The 12,954-nt window shown below is 72.8% G+C and carries 18 protein-coding genes and 1 riboswitch; of the genes, 5 read left to right on the forward strand and 13 right to left on the reverse strand.

Going from position 1 to position 12,954, the window contains the following annotated elements; genetic code table 11:
* Positions 1 to 2 precede the first annotated feature (2 nt).
* The 6 genes from ABIH81_RS05260 to ABIH81_RS05285 form a co-directional block, all read right to left on the reverse strand.
* On the reverse strand, positions 3 to 326 hold the full coding sequence (locus ABIH81_RS05260; RefSeq protein ID WP_349879272.1) for a hypothetical protein: 324 nt from the start codon (positions 324 to 326) through the stop codon (positions 3 to 5).
* Positions 326 to 742: a YbaB/EbfC family nucleoid-associated protein gene (locus ABIH81_RS05265; protein ID WP_349879273.1), complete on the reverse strand. Its 417-nt coding sequence runs from the start codon at positions 740 to 742 to the stop codon at positions 326 to 328. The genes ABIH81_RS05260 and ABIH81_RS05265 overlap by 1 nt, the downstream gene beginning before the upstream one ends.
* A 173-nt stretch (positions 743 to 915) precedes the next feature.
* On the reverse strand, positions 916 to 1,089 hold the full coding sequence (locus ABIH81_RS05270) for a CsbD family protein (protein ID WP_349879274.1): 174 nt from the start codon (positions 1,087 to 1,089) through the stop codon (positions 916 to 918).
* A 67-nt stretch (positions 1,090 to 1,156) separates the two neighbouring features.
* A complete protein-coding gene (locus ABIH81_RS05275; RefSeq protein ID WP_349879275.1) occupies positions 1,157 to 3,412 on the reverse strand; it encodes a heavy metal translocating P-type ATPase in 2,256 nt (751 codons plus the stop codon).
* A gap of 17 nt (positions 3,413 to 3,429) precedes the next feature.
* Positions 3,430 to 4,404, reverse strand: a complete 975-nt coding sequence (locus tag ABIH81_RS05280; RefSeq protein ID WP_349879276.1) for a hypothetical protein — start codon at positions 4,402 to 4,404, stop codon at positions 3,430 to 3,432.
* A gap of 37 nt (positions 4,405 to 4,441) precedes the next feature.
* Complete coding sequence (locus ABIH81_RS05285) at positions 4,442 to 4,648, reverse strand: heavy-metal-associated domain-containing protein (protein WP_349879277.1); 207 nt, start codon at positions 4,646 to 4,648, stop codon at positions 4,442 to 4,444.
* Between the two features lie 80 nt (positions 4,649 to 4,728).
* On the opposite strand from ABIH81_RS05285, the gene ABIH81_RS05290 reads away from it, so the two are divergent.
* The 3 genes from ABIH81_RS05290 (at position 4,729) to ABIH81_RS05300 (ending at position 7,752) form a co-directional block, all read left to right on the forward strand.
* Entirely contained in the window at positions 4,729 to 5,028 is a 300-nt protein-coding gene (locus tag ABIH81_RS05290; protein ID WP_013283780.1) for a metal-sensitive transcriptional regulator, read from the forward strand.
* A gap of 131 nt (positions 5,029 to 5,159) precedes the next feature.
* Complete coding sequence (locus ABIH81_RS05295) at positions 5,160 to 6,434, forward strand: YibE/F family protein (RefSeq protein WP_349879278.1); 1,275 nt, start codon at positions 5,160 to 5,162, stop codon at positions 6,432 to 6,434.
* Between the two features lie 154 nt (positions 6,435 to 6,588).
* A riboswitch (cyclic di-AMP (ydaO/yuaA leader) is annotated at positions 6,589 to 6,720 on the forward strand.
* A 3-nt stretch (positions 6,721 to 6,723) separates the two neighbouring features.
* On the forward strand, positions 6,724 to 7,752 hold the full coding sequence (locus ABIH81_RS05300) for a hypothetical protein (RefSeq protein ID WP_349879279.1): 1,029 nt from the start codon (positions 6,724 to 6,726) through the stop codon (positions 7,750 to 7,752).
* A gap of 56 nt (positions 7,753 to 7,808) precedes the next feature.
* On the opposite strand, the gene ABIH81_RS05305 is transcribed toward ABIH81_RS05300, so the two are convergent.
* A complete protein-coding gene (locus tag ABIH81_RS05305) occupies positions 7,809 to 8,462 on the reverse strand; it encodes a carbonic anhydrase (protein ID WP_349879280.1) in 654 nt (217 codons plus the stop codon).
* 156 nt (positions 8,463 to 8,618) lie between these two features.
* On the opposite strand from ABIH81_RS05305, the gene ABIH81_RS05310 reads away from it, so the two are divergent.
* The gene (locus tag ABIH81_RS05310) at positions 8,619 to 8,960 is read left to right on the forward strand and encodes a MarR family winged helix-turn-helix transcriptional regulator (protein WP_349879281.1); all 342 of its coding nucleotides are present in this window, start codon (positions 8,619 to 8,621) and stop codon (positions 8,958 to 8,960) included.
* A 56-nt stretch (positions 8,961 to 9,016) separates the two neighbouring features.
* Complete coding sequence (gene mycP, locus ABIH81_RS05315; RefSeq protein WP_349879282.1) at positions 9,017 to 10,255, forward strand: type VII secretion-associated serine protease mycosin; 1,239 nt, start codon at positions 9,017 to 9,019, stop codon at positions 10,253 to 10,255.
* Positions 10,256 to 10,316: 61 nt separating this feature from the next.
* Here mycP and ABIH81_RS05320 read toward each other — a convergent pair whose 3' ends face one another.
* The 6 genes from ABIH81_RS05320 to ABIH81_RS05345 all read right to left on the reverse strand — a co-directional run bounded on the left by ABIH81_RS05320 (position 10,317) and on the right by ABIH81_RS05345 (position 12,912).
* Positions 10,317 to 10,598 carry a WXG100 family type VII secretion target gene (locus ABIH81_RS05320; protein ID WP_018785753.1) on the reverse strand — a complete coding sequence of 94 codons (282 nt, stop codon included), beginning with the start codon at positions 10,596 to 10,598 and terminating at the stop codon, positions 10,317 to 10,319.
* A 28-nt stretch (positions 10,599 to 10,626) separates the two neighbouring features.
* Positions 10,627 to 10,935, reverse strand: a complete 309-nt coding sequence (locus ABIH81_RS05325) for a WXG100 family type VII secretion target (protein ID WP_349879283.1) — start codon at positions 10,933 to 10,935, stop codon at positions 10,627 to 10,629.
* A gap of 212 nt (positions 10,936 to 11,147) precedes the next feature.
* Entirely contained in the window at positions 11,148 to 11,417 is a 270-nt protein-coding gene (locus ABIH81_RS05330) for a hypothetical protein (protein WP_128137804.1), read from the reverse strand.
* Positions 11,418 to 11,429: 12 nt separating this feature from the next.
* Positions 11,430 to 12,158, reverse strand: coding sequence for a hypothetical protein (locus ABIH81_RS05335; RefSeq protein WP_349879284.1), 729 nt, complete (start codon positions 12,156 to 12,158; stop codon positions 11,430 to 11,432).
* Between the two features lie 31 nt (positions 12,159 to 12,189).
* Complete coding sequence (locus tag ABIH81_RS05340) at positions 12,190 to 12,483, reverse strand: hypothetical protein (protein ID WP_349879285.1); 294 nt, start codon at positions 12,481 to 12,483, stop codon at positions 12,190 to 12,192.
* A gap of 18 nt (positions 12,484 to 12,501) precedes the next feature.
* Positions 12,502 to 12,912, reverse strand: coding sequence for a YbaB/EbfC family nucleoid-associated protein (locus tag ABIH81_RS05345; RefSeq protein ID WP_349879286.1), 411 nt, complete (start codon positions 12,910 to 12,912; stop codon positions 12,502 to 12,504).
* Between the last annotated feature and the right edge of the window lie 42 nt (positions 12,913 to 12,954).

Genomic DNA, 12,954 nt, shown 5'->3' on the forward strand with positions numbered 1-12,954 from the left:
GCTCAGCCTCCCAGCATCCGCCGAAGGCCGTCGAGGTTGCGGGTGATGGCCGCCTCGGTCTCGGCGTAGCGGACGGCCATCCTGCCGAGGTCGGCACCGGCGGCGGCGATCTCGTCGAGCGCGCTGTCGAAGCATTCGAACGCGAACGCGGAGACCTCGTCGTGGGCGGCGCCGATCAGTGAGCCGATGTCGTCGGACCCCCAGGGCCGGCCGAAGCCGGCCAGCTCGGCCCGGAAGGCGGTCAACGCCGCACCGAACCGGGTCGCGACGCCGTCCAGCGCCGACCCGGAGGCGCCCAGCCGCTCCGGATCGACCTCGACCGGCATCAGCGCCCGTCCTGGCGGGCGAGCCGGTCCTGGGCCTGCATCAGAGCGTCGGTGAACATGCTGAACTGGCGCCCCGCGTCGGCCTGGATGCGGCGCAGTTGCTCACCGAGCGAACCCAGGTCGACCTCGCCGGGGGCGGTGGCGGCCTGCTCCCGCAGGTCGGCGAGCGCGGCGTTGACCGCCGCTTCGATCTCCTCGGCGAGTGTCTCGCTGGCCATCCGCATGACTCGGGGGTCGAGCGTCAGCCCGGTGACCTGCCCGGGTGGGCCGACGGTCACCCGGATCAGGCCGTCCGCGGCCTCGCCCACGCCTTCCGGCGGTGCCGGCTGCTCGCCCGCGGCGGTCTGCCGCAGAAGCGCGGCCATGGTTTCGGACAGCACCCGCCCGAAGCCGGACGGGTCGGCAGGATCGGCCATCGACGAGCTCCTCCGCATTCGAGGTCGCTTCGCATCCTATGCACCGGAGCCGGTCCCGATGGTCCCGCCGGATCGATGTGGACGGTGGCATCCGCCACTCAGGATTCTCACCGTCCGTACACAGCACTCCGGGCCGGCCCGTGGGCCGACCCGGTGGGTGTGTGCTCGCGTACTCAGCTCTTGAAGGCGTCCTTGATCTTCTCGCCGGCCTGCTTGAGCTTGGCACCGGCCTGGTCGTTGCGGCCCTCGGCCTCGAGGCGCTCGTTGTCGGTCGCCCGGCCGACGCCCTCCTTGACCTTGCCCGTGGCGTCCTGCGACGTGTTGTCGATCTTGTCGTCCAGACCCATGATGACCTCCACTGATGCGGTTGCCTGACGACAACTGGTTACCCCGGAGGCGGTCCGCCCAATCCCCTCACCCGATCGGGCGAAAGCGCCGCAGCCGGAGGCTGTTGCCCACCACGAACACCGACGAGAACGCCATCGCCGCCCCGGCCAGCATCGGGTTGAGCAGCCCGGCCGCCGCCAGCGGCAGCGCCGCGACGTTGTAGGCGAACGCCCAGAACAGGTTGCCCTTGATGATCGCCAGCGTCCGCCGGGAGAGCCGGATGGCGTCCGCCGCGGCCATCAGGTCGCCCCGGACCAGCGTCAGGTCGGCGGCCTCGATGGCCGCGTCGGTGCCGGTGCCCATGGCCAGCCCGAGGTCGGCCCGGGCCAGCGCGGCGGCGTCGTTCACCCCGTCGCCGACCATGGCGACCACCCGGCCCTCGCGCTGGAGCCGCTCGACCACGTCGACCTTGTCGGCGGGCAGCACCTCCGCGATCACCTCGTCGATGCCGACCTCGGCCGCCACCGCCTTCGCCACCGTGGTGTTGTCGCCGGTGAGCAGCACCGGCTTCAGGCCCAGCTCACGCAGCCGCGCGACCGCCGCCCGGCTGGTCGGCTTCACCGCGTCGGCCACCGCGAGCACGCCCCGGGCCCGCCCGTCCCAGCCGGCCAGGATCGCCGTCCGCCCGGCGGCCTCCGCGCCGGTCGCGGCCCGCACGACCTCCTCGGGTACGTCGAGACCCCGCTCCCGCAGCAGCCGGGCCCGGCCGACCACCACGGTCCGGCCGTCGACGGTGCCGGCAACGCCCAGCCCCTCGGCGTTGGCGAACTCGCCGACCGGCGACAGTGGCCCGGCCTCGGCCGCGGCCTCGGCGACGGCCCGCGCGATCGGGTGCTCGGAGGCGGCCTCCAGCGCGCCGGCGACCCGGAGCAGCTCGGCGGCGTCCTCGCCGCCGGCGGGCAGCACCTCGGCCAGCGCCATCCGGCCGGTGGTGACGGTGCCGGTCTTGTCCAGCACCACGGTGTCGACCCGGCGGGTGGACTCCAGCACCTCCGGCCCCTTGATCAGCACACCGAGCTGCGCGCCGCGCCCGGTGCCGACCAGCAGCGCGGTCGGCGTGGCCAGGCCGAGCGCGCACGGGCAGGCGATGATCAGTACGGCCACCGCGGCGGTGAACGCGGCGGTCGGCCCGGAGCCGGTGCCGAGCCACCAGCCGAGCGTGCCGGCGGCCAGCGCGATCACGATCGGCACGAAGACGCCGGAGATCCGGTCGGCGAGCCGCTGCACCGCCGCCTTGCCGGTCTGCGCCTGCTCCACCAGGCGCGCCATCTGGGCGAGCTGGGTGTCGCCGCCGACCCGGGTGGCACGGACCACCAGCCGGCCGCCGGCGTTCACGGTCGCGCCGACCACGGCGTCGCCGGGCCCCACCTCGACCGGCACCGACTCGCCGGTGAGCATGCTGGCGTCGACCGCCGACGTGCCCTCCTCGACCACGCCGTCGGTGGCGACCTTCTCGCCGGGCCGGACCACGAACCGGTCGCCGACCGCGAGCCCGCCGACCGGGATCCGGATCTCCTGCCCGCCGCGCAGCACCGCCACGTCCTTGGCGCCGAGTTCGAGCAGGGCGCGCAGCGCCGAGCCGGCGGTGCGCTTGGAGCGGGCCTCGAAGTACCGCCCGGCCAGGATGAACACGGTCACCCCGGCGGCGGCCTCCAGGTAGATGTTGCCGGCGCCGTCGCCGCGGGTGATGTCGAAGCTGAACGGGTGCTTCATCCCGGGCATGCCGGCGTCGCCGAGGAACAGGGCCCAGAGCGACCAGCCGAACGCGGCCAGCGTGCCGAGCGAGACGAGCGTGTCCATGGTCGCCGCGCCGTGCCGCAGGTTGACCAGGGCGGCGCGGTGGAACGGCAGCCCGCCCCAGACCACCACCGGGGCGGCCAGGGTGAGCGAGGCCCACTGCCAGTAGTCGAACTGCCAGGCCGGAACCATGGCGAGCACGACCACCGGCAGGGTGAGCACGGCGGAGACCCAGAGCCGGGTACGCGCGGTGCGCAGCTCGTCCACCGGCTCCCCGGCCGGGGCCGTCTCCGCCTGCTCGGGCGGCGGCGGCACCACTGCGGTGTAGCCGGTCTTCTCGACCGTGGCGATCAGGTCGGCCGGCGCGATGTCGTCGGCGTACCGGACGGTGGCCTTCTCGGTGGCGTAGTTCACGGTCGCCTCGACGCCGTCCATCCGGTTGAGCTTCTTCTCGATCCGGGCGGCGCAGGACGCGCAGGTCATCCCGCCGATCGCGAGCTCGATCAGGTTCGGCGCGGTGGGCAGCGCCTTTCCCGTGGTAGTCATCGCGGCACCTCCGGCGCTCAACTGTGCCCGTGCCCCGGGGTGCCGTGTCCGGCGTCCGGGGTCGGTGCGGTGGTGGATGCCGGCGCGGCGGGCGCCGGCGCGGTCTGGTCGCCGGCCAGGACGGTGAACTCGGCGGTGTGCACCGCGTCGCCGTGGCGGAAGTCCAGGTAGAGACGGTACGCCCCGGCCGAGGGCACCTCGGCCGCGAACGTGATCGCCGGACCGGCCGGTGTGCGCCCGTCGCCGGGCGTGCCCTCCGGGTGCACGTGCAGGTACGCCAGGTCGCCCTGCCGCAGCGCCACCAGGTGCCCGTACGCGCCGAGGTAGGGCGCGAGGTCGGTGACCGGCCGCCCGTCGCGGCTGACGGAGAGCGTGAGCCGGCTGGTGCGGCCGGGCTCCGGGGTGCCGGTCAGGGTGACCGTGTAGCCGTCGACTGTTGTGCTGGTCACCGGCGCCGGCAGCGGCCGGGCGGCCAGCTCGCCGGGGACTGTGACGTCCAGGCCGAGGGTCAGCGGCTCGCCGCCTTCCGGGGTGAAGTCGGCGAAGGCCCGCCAGACGCCGGGGCCGCCGAGCGGCGAGGCGACCCGCCAGGTGCCGTCGCCGGTCATCTCCGGGTGGACGTGCCGGAACCCGGACAGATCCCGGCGGGCGACGATCAGGTGCATGCGCTTGTCGTGGGCCACCTCGAAGCGGGTGACCGGCGCGCCGTCCGGGCCGGTGATCCGGAAGGCGAACTGCCCGGCCGGGGCGGCGGCGGGCTGGAACGTGTAGCCGCGTTCGGAGACGAGCAGCCCGCCGGGCAGGTGCGCGGAGGGGCCGTTCTCGTCACCGTGGCCGGTGTCGTCGCCGGCCCCGTGGTCGCTGTCGCTGTCGTCGTGGCGTGTCTCGGCGGCCGGGGCGACGGGATCGGCCAGGTTGCCGATCCCGTACGCCGCGCCGAACACCGCCACGAGGCCGAGGGCGAAGCCGCTGAGCTTCGTCGCCGTGTTCATGGTGTTCTCCTCGGTTTCCGCGGGCCCGTCGGACCCGTCACGCACCGACGAGGTCGTAGCCGGCCTCGTCGACCGCCGCGCGGACCGCGTCCGCGTCCAGCGGGTTCTGGCTGGTGACGGTGACCCGGCCGGTGGCCAGGTCGACCTGGACGTCGGTGACGCCCGGTAGCGCGCTCAGCTCGGTGCTCACCGAGTTGACGCAGTGCCCGCAGGTCATGCCGCTCACCTGGTAGGTGGTCTCCATCTCGCCCTCCGATCTGATACCCCCCAGGGGTACGCTCGGAACGTTAGCATACCCCCGAGGGGTACGCTATCCTCGGTTTCATGACCGCGCCGTCCAGCCCGACCCGGGGCTACACCGCCAGCAAGGACCAGCTCCTGGCCCGGCTCCGCCGGATCGAGGGCCAGGTCCGTGGCATCGAGAAGATGGTCGAGGACGACCGTTACTGCATCGACGTGCTGACCCAGATCTCGGCCATCCAGGCGGCGCTGGACAAGGTCGGCCTGGGCCTGCTCGACGGACACGCCCGGCACTGCATGCACGAGGGCGCCGCCGAGGGCCGGGCCGACGAGATGGCGACCGAGATGATGGCCGCCGTCGGCCGCCTGATGAAGCGCGGCTGAACGGGGACCTCCGGCCGGGCCGCCTACCATGGCCGGGCGACGACCCGGACGTGGTCGACACGTCCGCGCCGGCCGGGTGACCAGACCGGTCCGGCGGACCAGGCGTCGCCGCGACCGTTGGGAGAGACGCCATGGGTGCCGACCACACCCGCCCCGCACCACCCACGCCGCCGGGCGTACGACGGCTGCTCGTCGCCGTGGTGGTGCCGCTGTTCGCGCTCACCGTGATCGCGGCGCTGGTGCTCTGGCCCCGGCAGGACCGGGAGCCGATCGGCGGCGCGGACGTCCCCCGCTACCACGGCACCGTGACCCGGGTGGTCACCGAGCCCTGCCCGCCGACCCCGGAGGCCCCGGACGGCGGACGTGGCCCCTGCGGCACGGTGACCGTCACCGCCGAGCAGGGCCCGGACGCGGGCCGGCAGGTCGAGACGCCGATCCCGGCCGGGCCGGGCGCGCCCCGGGTCGCGGTCGGCGACGAGGTCGTCCTGGTCGAGCTGACCGACCCGGCCGATCCGGCGGTGAAGTCCTACAACATCGCCGAACACCAGCGCGGTACGCCGCTGATCTGGCTGATGGTGCTCTTCGCCGCCGCGATCGTGGCGTTCGGCCGCTGGCGCGGGCTCGCCGCGCTCGGCGGCCTGGTGGCCAGCTTCGCCATCCTGCTCGGCTTCGTGCTGCCGGGCATCGGCGCCGGCCAGCCACCGCTGCTGGTGGCGATCGTGGGCGCCGCGTTGATCATGTTCGTGGTGCTCTACCTGACCCACGGGATCACGGCGCAGACGTCGGTGGCGGTGCTCGGCACGCTCGGCAGCCTGGTGGTCACCGGCGTGCTCGGCCTGCTCGCCACGTCCGCCACCCACCTGACCGGTTTCGGCAGCGAGGACGCCACCACGCTGTCCATGTTCCAGGGCGACGTGGACCTGCACGGCCTGCTGCTGGCCGGCATCATCATCGGCTCGCTGGGCGTGCTGGACGACGTCACAGTCACCCAGGCGGCCACCGTCACCGAACTGGCGCACGCCAACCCCGGGCTGTCCCGGCGGCAGCTCTACCGGGCGGCGACCCGGGTCGGCCGGGCGCACATCGCGTCCACCGTCAACACCATCGTGCTGGCGTACGCGGGCGCCTCATTGCCGCTGCTGCTCCTGCTGGTCGCCGACTCCCGCCCGGTGAGCGAGATCCTCACCAGCGAGTTCCTCGCCCAGGAGATCGTCCGCAGCGCGGTGGCCACGCTCGGCCTGATCGCCGCCGTACCGCTGACGACCGGACTGGCCGCGATCGTGACCACCGCCGGGCGGCGCTCGCACGGCGCGGAGCCGGCGCCACCGGCGGCCCGGCCGCCGGCCGGACGGGACGACGCGCTGGAGGCGCTCGGCGGCGGGAAGAGCACGGAGGCCGCATGGTGACACTGCGCAGCGTGACCATCGATTTCAAACGCGACGCTGGTCACGGTATGCCACGGCGAAATCTCGCTATTGGTCGGCTTCCGGACGTAGATCCTCAGGAGTGCTGTCAGGTAACCTCGCTGCCGGTCACCGCCGAAGGCGCGCACCGGCGCCAGCGGTGCCGCCGCCCAATCGCCCGCGGGCGAGCCGGGGAACCAGGTACATGGGGTGAATCCGCGACAGCGGTAGGGGCCACTTCCGTCCCGAACCCGTCAGCTAACCCGGTCGGCGGCCGACGGAAGGGAACACTGTGACGGCACCCCTGCGCCGCTGGCTGACACCCGTGGTGGCCGTGCTGGCCTCGCTGGCCGTGCTGGCCGGGCCGACCCCGGCGACCGCGGCCCCCACCGCGGCGGCCCCCGGCACCCCCTCGGGACACGAGGAGGACGGCGACCCGCCGCTCATCACCGAGGCGATCGACGCCGCCAACCGGAACTTCCTCCAGGCCAAGGCCAAGCTCGCCAAGTCCCAGGACCGCCAGCGGCGGCTGGCGGCCGAGGTGAAGACGGCACAGGCCGAACTCGAGGCGCTCAGCCCGCAGGTCAACCAGCTCGCCGCCCAGTCCTACCGGACCGGCCGGATGGGCGCGATGGCGATGCTGCTGGAGAGCAACTCGCCCGATTCGTTCGTCCGCCGGGTCAACGCCCTGGACGAGCTGAACCTCCTCAACGCGCAGCGCCTGGCCGCCATCAACGCGGTCAAGACCCGCGCCGAGCAGGCCAAGATCGCGCTCGACGCCGAGGTGCGCGAGCAGGAGAAGCAGAAGAACGCCATGGAGCGCGAGAAGGTGCAGGCCGAGCGCGCGCTGAAGCTCGTCGGCGGTCTCGGCTTCACCGGCGGCCTGGTCTCCGCCACCTCACCGGTCGCCAAGATCGCCCCCGGCCGCACCGCCGACGGCGGCTGGAAGGCCGAGTCGTGCAGCGAACCCGACCCGACCACCTCGGGCTGCGTCACGCCGCGCACGCTGCACGCGTACAAGGAGGTCCGCCGCGCGGGCTTCAAGCGCTTCGTGGGCTGCTACCGGCCCGGCGGGCCGTGGGAGCACCCCAAGGGCAAGGCGTGCGACTGGTCGCTCCAGAACAGCGGCTTCGCGCCCTGGCACAACAACGACACCCGCCGGTACGGCAACGAGGTCACCGCCTTCCTCATCCGTAACGCCGACCGGCTGGGCATCTACTACGTCATCTGGAACCGGCAGATCTGGTTCCCGGCCACCGGCTGGAGTTCGTACAGCGGACCGTCGAACCACACCGACCACGTCCACATGTCGCTGCTCTGACCCGGACACAGCAGAAGGGGCCGCCCGAGGGCGGCCCCTTCTCGTCTTACCCCGGGTCAGCCGGCCAGCGCCGGGTCGGCGGGCGCCGCCGGAGCGGGCAGCGGGGCCGGGGCCTGCGCCACGGTCCGCACCTCGCCGCCGGCGAGCCGGTACGACATGCCCACCACAGTGCACCGCCCGGCCGCCACCCGCTCGGCCAGCACGGCGGACCGGGCCAGCAGCGTCTCGACGGTCTGCGCGATGTGCACGTCGATGATGCCGTCGAGGTCGTCGACGCCCTGGCGGGCGGCGCGCAGCAGGCTGGGCGAGACCGCGTCCACCACCGCGCCCAGGTGCCCGACCGGGGCGGAGCCGGTCCGGAACCCCTCCCGGGCGGCCTGGACCGCGCCGCACGAGTCGTGCCCGAGCACCACCACGAGCGGCGTGCCGAGCACTGTGACGGCGTACTCGACGCTGCCGAGCACCTCCGGCCCGGCGGTGTGCCCGGCCGTACGCACCACGAAGAGGTCACCGAGACCACGGTCGAAGATGATCTCGGCGGCGAGCCGCGAGTCGGAGCAGCCGACGATCACCGCGAAGGGATGCTGGCCGTCGGCGACCGCCGCCCGGTGCCCGGCGTCCTGATTCGGATGCTGCGGGACGCCGGTGACGAACCGGTGGTTACCGGCACGCAGCTCGGTCAGTGCCTGCTCCGGGGTGCTCGGCGTCATGTCCCTCACCTCGTCTACCTGGGGAACCAGCAGGCCGAACGGCCTCGCGACCCACGGTCACACGCACCTCGTAGTCCGTCAAGATTCGTGATACGCATTTCATACTTTCCCGTGCCGGCCCGCGCCGGGTCGGGGCAACCGAGCAGGGGGCCTAGCATGACCGACATGGCGACCACACCAGTTGAGCCCGGGAGCCGCCGTAACTGGACCTTCCTCACCAACCACGGCCACGTGCTGCTGGCGATCGCACGCAATCCCACCGCCCGGCTGCGGGACGTGGCCGACGAGGTGGGCGTGACCGAACGGGCGGCCCAGGCCATCGTGGCCGACCTGGAGGCCGGGGGTTACCTGCGGCGTACGCGGGTGGGACGGCGCAACGAGTACACACTCAACCCGAAGGGCCGCTTCCGGCACCCGGCCGAGGCCGACCAGCAGGTCGGCGCCCTGCTGGCCCTCTTCGCCGCCGAACCGGCCGGCGACGCCACCGCCGGCAGGTGACCCGGGCCGGCACCACGTGTGCCCGCGCGGGCGGGCGCGGCGGGTAATCTCACCGCGTGCGCGACAGCTTGCGGCCGGGCGCGACCACGGGACGCGTCCGGGCCGGACACCGGATCAGGTCCGTCCTCTCCGGAGCGGCGGTGACCGCCCTGCTCGGCGGCGCGCTGGCGGTGCCCGCGCCCGCGCGGGCCGCCCCGGCGTGCGGCCCGGCCGGCGGCCCCGCGCCCGCCGAGGTGCCGTGGGCGCTGAGCCGCCTCGACCCGGCCGCCGCGTGGCGGATCGGCAAGGGCGCGGGGATCACCGTCGCGGTGATCGACTCCGGCGTCTCGCCGGCCCATCCCCTGCTGCGCGGGCGGGTGCTGCCGGGTGAGGACTTCAACCAGCTCGTCCGCCTCAAGGGGCAGTGTGACCTGGTCGGCCACGGCACCATGGTCGCGGGCATCATCGCCGGCCGGGAGGGCACCGGCTCGCCGTACACCGGCATCGCACCGGAGGCGAAGATCCTGCCGCTGCGGGTGCTGGCCGAGAACAAGGAGAACTTCGACCCGGACGTGCCGGCCGAGATCGGCAAGGCGATCCGCTGGGCGGTCGACCACGACGCCGACGTGATCAACCTGTCCCTGGTCACGCTCGACGACCCGGCGCTGAAGTCCGCGGTGCGGTACGCGCTCGGCAAGGACGTGGTAGTCGTCGCCTCCGCCGGCAACCGGCAGGAGAACCGGGAGGACCGGCCCGCTTATCCGGCGGCGTACGAGGGCGTCGTCGCCGTCGCCGGGATCGACGAGCAGGGCGGGCACGTCGGCAGCTCGGTCAGCGGGGACTATGTGGACATCGCCGGGCCCGGCCTGAACATCGTCGGGCCCGCGCCGCAGGGATCGGGATACCGGGCCGAGCCGCAGGGCGGGACGAGCTTCGCCACCGCGTACGTCTCCGGGGTGGCCGCGCTGGTGCGGGCCGCACACCCGGACATCAGCGCCGACGAGGTCGCCTACCGGCTGACCCGTACCGCCGACAACCCGCCCGACGGGCACAACGCCGAGGTCGGCTTCGGGATGGTCAACCCGTACCGGGCGGTCACCAGCCTGCTGGGCACCCGGACCGATCCGCCGCTGGGCGCGATGCCGGCACCGGCGCCGCCCGCCGACCCGCTGGGCTGGCAGCGCGCCGTCGCGATCTGGGTCGCTGTCGTCGGCGCGCTGCTGGCCGGCGTCCTGCTGACGCTGCGCCCCATCGTGGTACGCGGGCGCCGGCGCGGGTGGCGGCCCGGCCGGCGCGATGTCCCGCAGGACGCCTGACAACGCACGACGGCTCCGCCCGGCACGAGCCGGAGCGGAGCCGCTGTGGACCGGTCGGGGGTCAGTTGCCCCAGACCTTGGAGTTGCTCATCTCCGTGGTCATGTAGTTCTCGCGCGCGATGCCCACGGCGCCGCCGATCTCGTTCAGGACCTTGTTGATGTCCCGCACGGCGGCGTCCCACTGGGCCTGGTGCTGCTCGTAGGCGACCCGGTCCTGGCCCTCCCACTCGAGCTTGCTCAGCATCGCCCGCAGGGTGTCCAGCTTCTCGTCGATGGTCCGCGAGATGGCCTGCATCTGCTGGTTGCTGCTCTCCAGAACAGCGTAGTCAACCTTGATGCTCATCGATTCCTCCTCTGCCTGTCTTCGCGGATCACGGGTTGAGAGCAGCGTGGAACTTGTCCAGCATCTGCTGCTGCTCTTCGTCGTTGACCTGGTGCGTGGTGCCCGACTTGTCGAGCAGGTCCGCGATGTTGTCCATCGCGGTCAGCAGCTTCGTGGTGTCCTCGTTCCAGCGAGTCATCAGGCTCTGGAAGCCCGTGGACGCCCCGCCCTTCCAGGCCATCGCCAGGTCGTCGACCACGTTCCACAGCTTCTTGAGCTCGCCGTCGACGTCGCTGCGCGTGGACCGCACGTCACTCGCGGCGGTGTGCAGAGTCGCTGCACTGACCTCGAACGCCATGCTTCACACCCTTCCGTCATTTGTGGCGGCGGATCCGCCGCGCCCTCCCCCGCGGCAAGGCGAACACACCCCACCGACGGACACTTCATCCGAACCGTAGCGGACGATGTCCAACCCGCGCAGCCCTGCTGTCCCATCGTCGTATTCCGACAGGCCAGAACCGACAACGCGATCCGGCACTCTCCGTACGAGTTGGACGGTCCCTTCTGAGCTCAGGATCGTTCGCGTGACGATTTGACGATCGTCGACACGCCGAAGACCAGCACCGCGACCAGCAGCACCACCACGGCCCACAGCACCGGCTTCTCGAACGCGCGCTGGAACGACAGCACCAGCAGCGCCGCGCAGGTGCTCAGCGACACCACCTCGGCGGCCCGCCGCAGCCGCGCCGAGCGGGTCAGCGCGGCGAACAGCATCAGGACCACGAAGACCGGGATGGTCAGCAGGACGTACAGCAACAGCGAGAAGAGCAGGGTGTCCATGCGTCGCTCCCGTCACCCGTAGAACTTGGCGTCCCGCACCCAGTCGATCTTGATGTCCTTGATGTCCGGGTCCGTGCCGGTCGGCGCCCAGCCGGGGCGCGAGTCAGCGGTGAAGGTGAACCGGTTGTCGGTGTGGAAGGCGGCCAGCAGCGCGTGCAGCAGCGCGCTGATCTCGCCGAAGACCAGGACCAGGACGGCGGCGGTGGCGGTCAGGCCGACGATGCCGATGGCCTGGGCCAGCGCGGTGGTGGCGGGAAAGAACTGGAGCGCGATCGAGGCGATCACCGCGACCAGGATCGGCATGAGCGCCTGGGCGAGCCCGGAGATCGCGTCGTTGTACGCGTCCCGGGCGGCGGTGAGCGTGTCCCGGTTGGCGGCGAACGCCTCGGCCAGCGAGTTGATCTCCGCCCCGAGCTTGCGGAGGAACAGGTCGAACGCGTCGCGGTCGTCGAAGTCCCACTCCGCCGCGTCCGGCGGAACCGCCGCCATGGCCGCGCCGAACTGGTCCGCGCCGAGCAGGCGGGCCGCCTCGTCCCACTTCTTGATCGACTCGTTGACCTGCTGGTTGTCGAACGACTCCAGGTAGAGGATCGTGCCGATCAGCGCCGCCGAGCCGACGATCCAGACCAGGTTGCCCTTGGCGATGGCCGCCGCCGACCGGACCGGAGCCGTGGTCTCGGCGACCGTCACGGTGCCGGTCACCGCCCCCGAGGCGTTGGCGATGAGGATCTCCGGTGGCATCAGGCGTCCCTCCCGAGGCGGAGCCGGCCGGTCACTTGACCACCCAGGGCTGATCCGACCTCTCCCAGTTCTTCGCGCTCTGTTCGAGCTGCGCGGCGGCCTTGCGCAGATGCTCCACGCCGGTGCGGACGTTGTCCAGGTGCCCGTCCACAGCCGCGTTGTGCCGCTCCACCGCGCCGGTGCCGAACCAGCTCAGCGCGCGGCTGGGCAGCTTGACCTCGGCCAGCAACGTCTCGACGTTGCGGAGGTATTGAATCGGGCCGTCCGGGGCGTCGAGCATCCGGCCCGCCTTCCGGATCGCGTCGACGTCGACGGTGTTCGGCATCGCCGGCCTTCCTCTCGCTCAGCGCCGCAGGTTGCGCGTCGGGTCGGACACGTCCACCCCGAACTGACGGAACCAGTCCTCCGGGGTCAGCGTGCCGTCCTGCGCCCGGCGGACCATCTCGGAGTCGCCGAGCATCTCGCCCAGCATCTCGCGCTGGCGCTCCTCGAAGGCCGCGTAGGCCGCGTCGATCGCCGCCTGCATCGCCTCGGCCAGGGAGAAGCTGTCCAGCCGCATCGCCCGCGCGTTCAGCTCGATGTCGCCGACCTTCATGCCGCCGTTCACCGTCACCCGCACCAGCCCGTCCGGGCTCTCCCCGGTCACCCGCAGCTCGGCGCGCTGCCGCTGGAGGTCGGCGAGCCGGCGCTGCTGTTCCTGCGCCTGCCGCAGCAGGCCCTCCATGGCCGCACCGAAACCCGACGGGCTGCTCACCTGCGCGCCCCTCTCCACTCGCGACGATCGATCGGGCCGACG

Source organism: Micromonospora sp. HUAS YX12, from assembly GCF_040215685.1.
Taxonomy (GTDB): Bacteria; Actinomycetota; Actinomycetes; order Mycobacteriales; family Micromonosporaceae; genus Micromonospora; species Micromonospora tulbaghiae.

Bases quoted from the DNA above. Each gene is read 5' to 3' on its own strand.
- ABIH81_RS05260 (WP_349879272.1), bottom strand. From the start codon at position 326: ATGCCGGTCGAGGTCGATCCGGAGCGGCTGGGCGCCTCCGGGTCGGCG.
- ABIH81_RS05265 (WP_349879273.1), bottom strand. From the start codon at position 742: ATGGCCGATCCTGCCGACCCGTCCGGCTTCGGGCGGGTGCTGTCCGAA.
- ABIH81_RS05270 (WP_349879274.1), bottom strand. From the start codon at position 1,089: ATGGGTCTGGACGACAAGATCGACAACACGTCGCAGGACGCCACGGGC.
- ABIH81_RS05275 (WP_349879275.1), bottom strand. From the start codon at position 3,412: ATGACTACCACGGGAAAGGCGCTGCCCACCGCGCCGAACCTGATCGAG.
- ABIH81_RS05280 (WP_349879276.1), bottom strand. From the start codon at position 4,404: ATGAACACGGCGACGAAGCTCAGCGGCTTCGCCCTCGGCCTCGTGGCG.
- ABIH81_RS05285 (WP_349879277.1), bottom strand. From the start codon at position 4,648: ATGGAGACCACCTACCAGGTGAGCGGCATGACCTGCGGGCACTGCGTC.
- ABIH81_RS05290 (WP_013283780.1), top strand. From the start codon at position 4,729: ATGACCGCGCCGTCCAGCCCGACCCGGGGCTACACCGCCAGCAAGGAC.
- ABIH81_RS05295 (WP_349879278.1), top strand. From the start codon at position 5,160: ATGGGTGCCGACCACACCCGCCCCGCACCACCCACGCCGCCGGGCGTA.
- ABIH81_RS05305 (WP_349879280.1), bottom strand. From the start codon at position 8,462: ATGACGCCGAGCACCCCGGAGCAGGCACTGACCGAGCTGCGTGCCGGT.
- ABIH81_RS05310 (WP_349879281.1), top strand. From the start codon at position 8,619: ATGACCGACATGGCGACCACACCAGTTGAGCCCGGGAGCCGCCGTAAC.
- ABIH81_RS05320 (WP_018785753.1), bottom strand. From the start codon at position 10,598: ATGAGCATCAAGGTTGACTACGCTGTTCTGGAGAGCAGCAACCAGCAG.
- ABIH81_RS05325 (WP_349879283.1), bottom strand. From the start codon at position 10,935: ATGGCGTTCGAGGTCAGTGCAGCGACTCTGCACACCGCCGCGAGTGAC.
- ABIH81_RS05330 (WP_128137804.1), bottom strand. From the start codon at position 11,417: ATGGACACCCTGCTCTTCTCGCTGTTGCTGTACGTCCTGCTGACCATC.
- ABIH81_RS05335 (WP_349879284.1), bottom strand. From the start codon at position 12,158: ATGCCACCGGAGATCCTCATCGCCAACGCCTCGGGGGCGGTGACCGGC.
- ABIH81_RS05340 (WP_349879285.1), bottom strand. From the start codon at position 12,483: ATGCCGAACACCGTCGACGTCGACGCGATCCGGAAGGCGGGCCGGATG.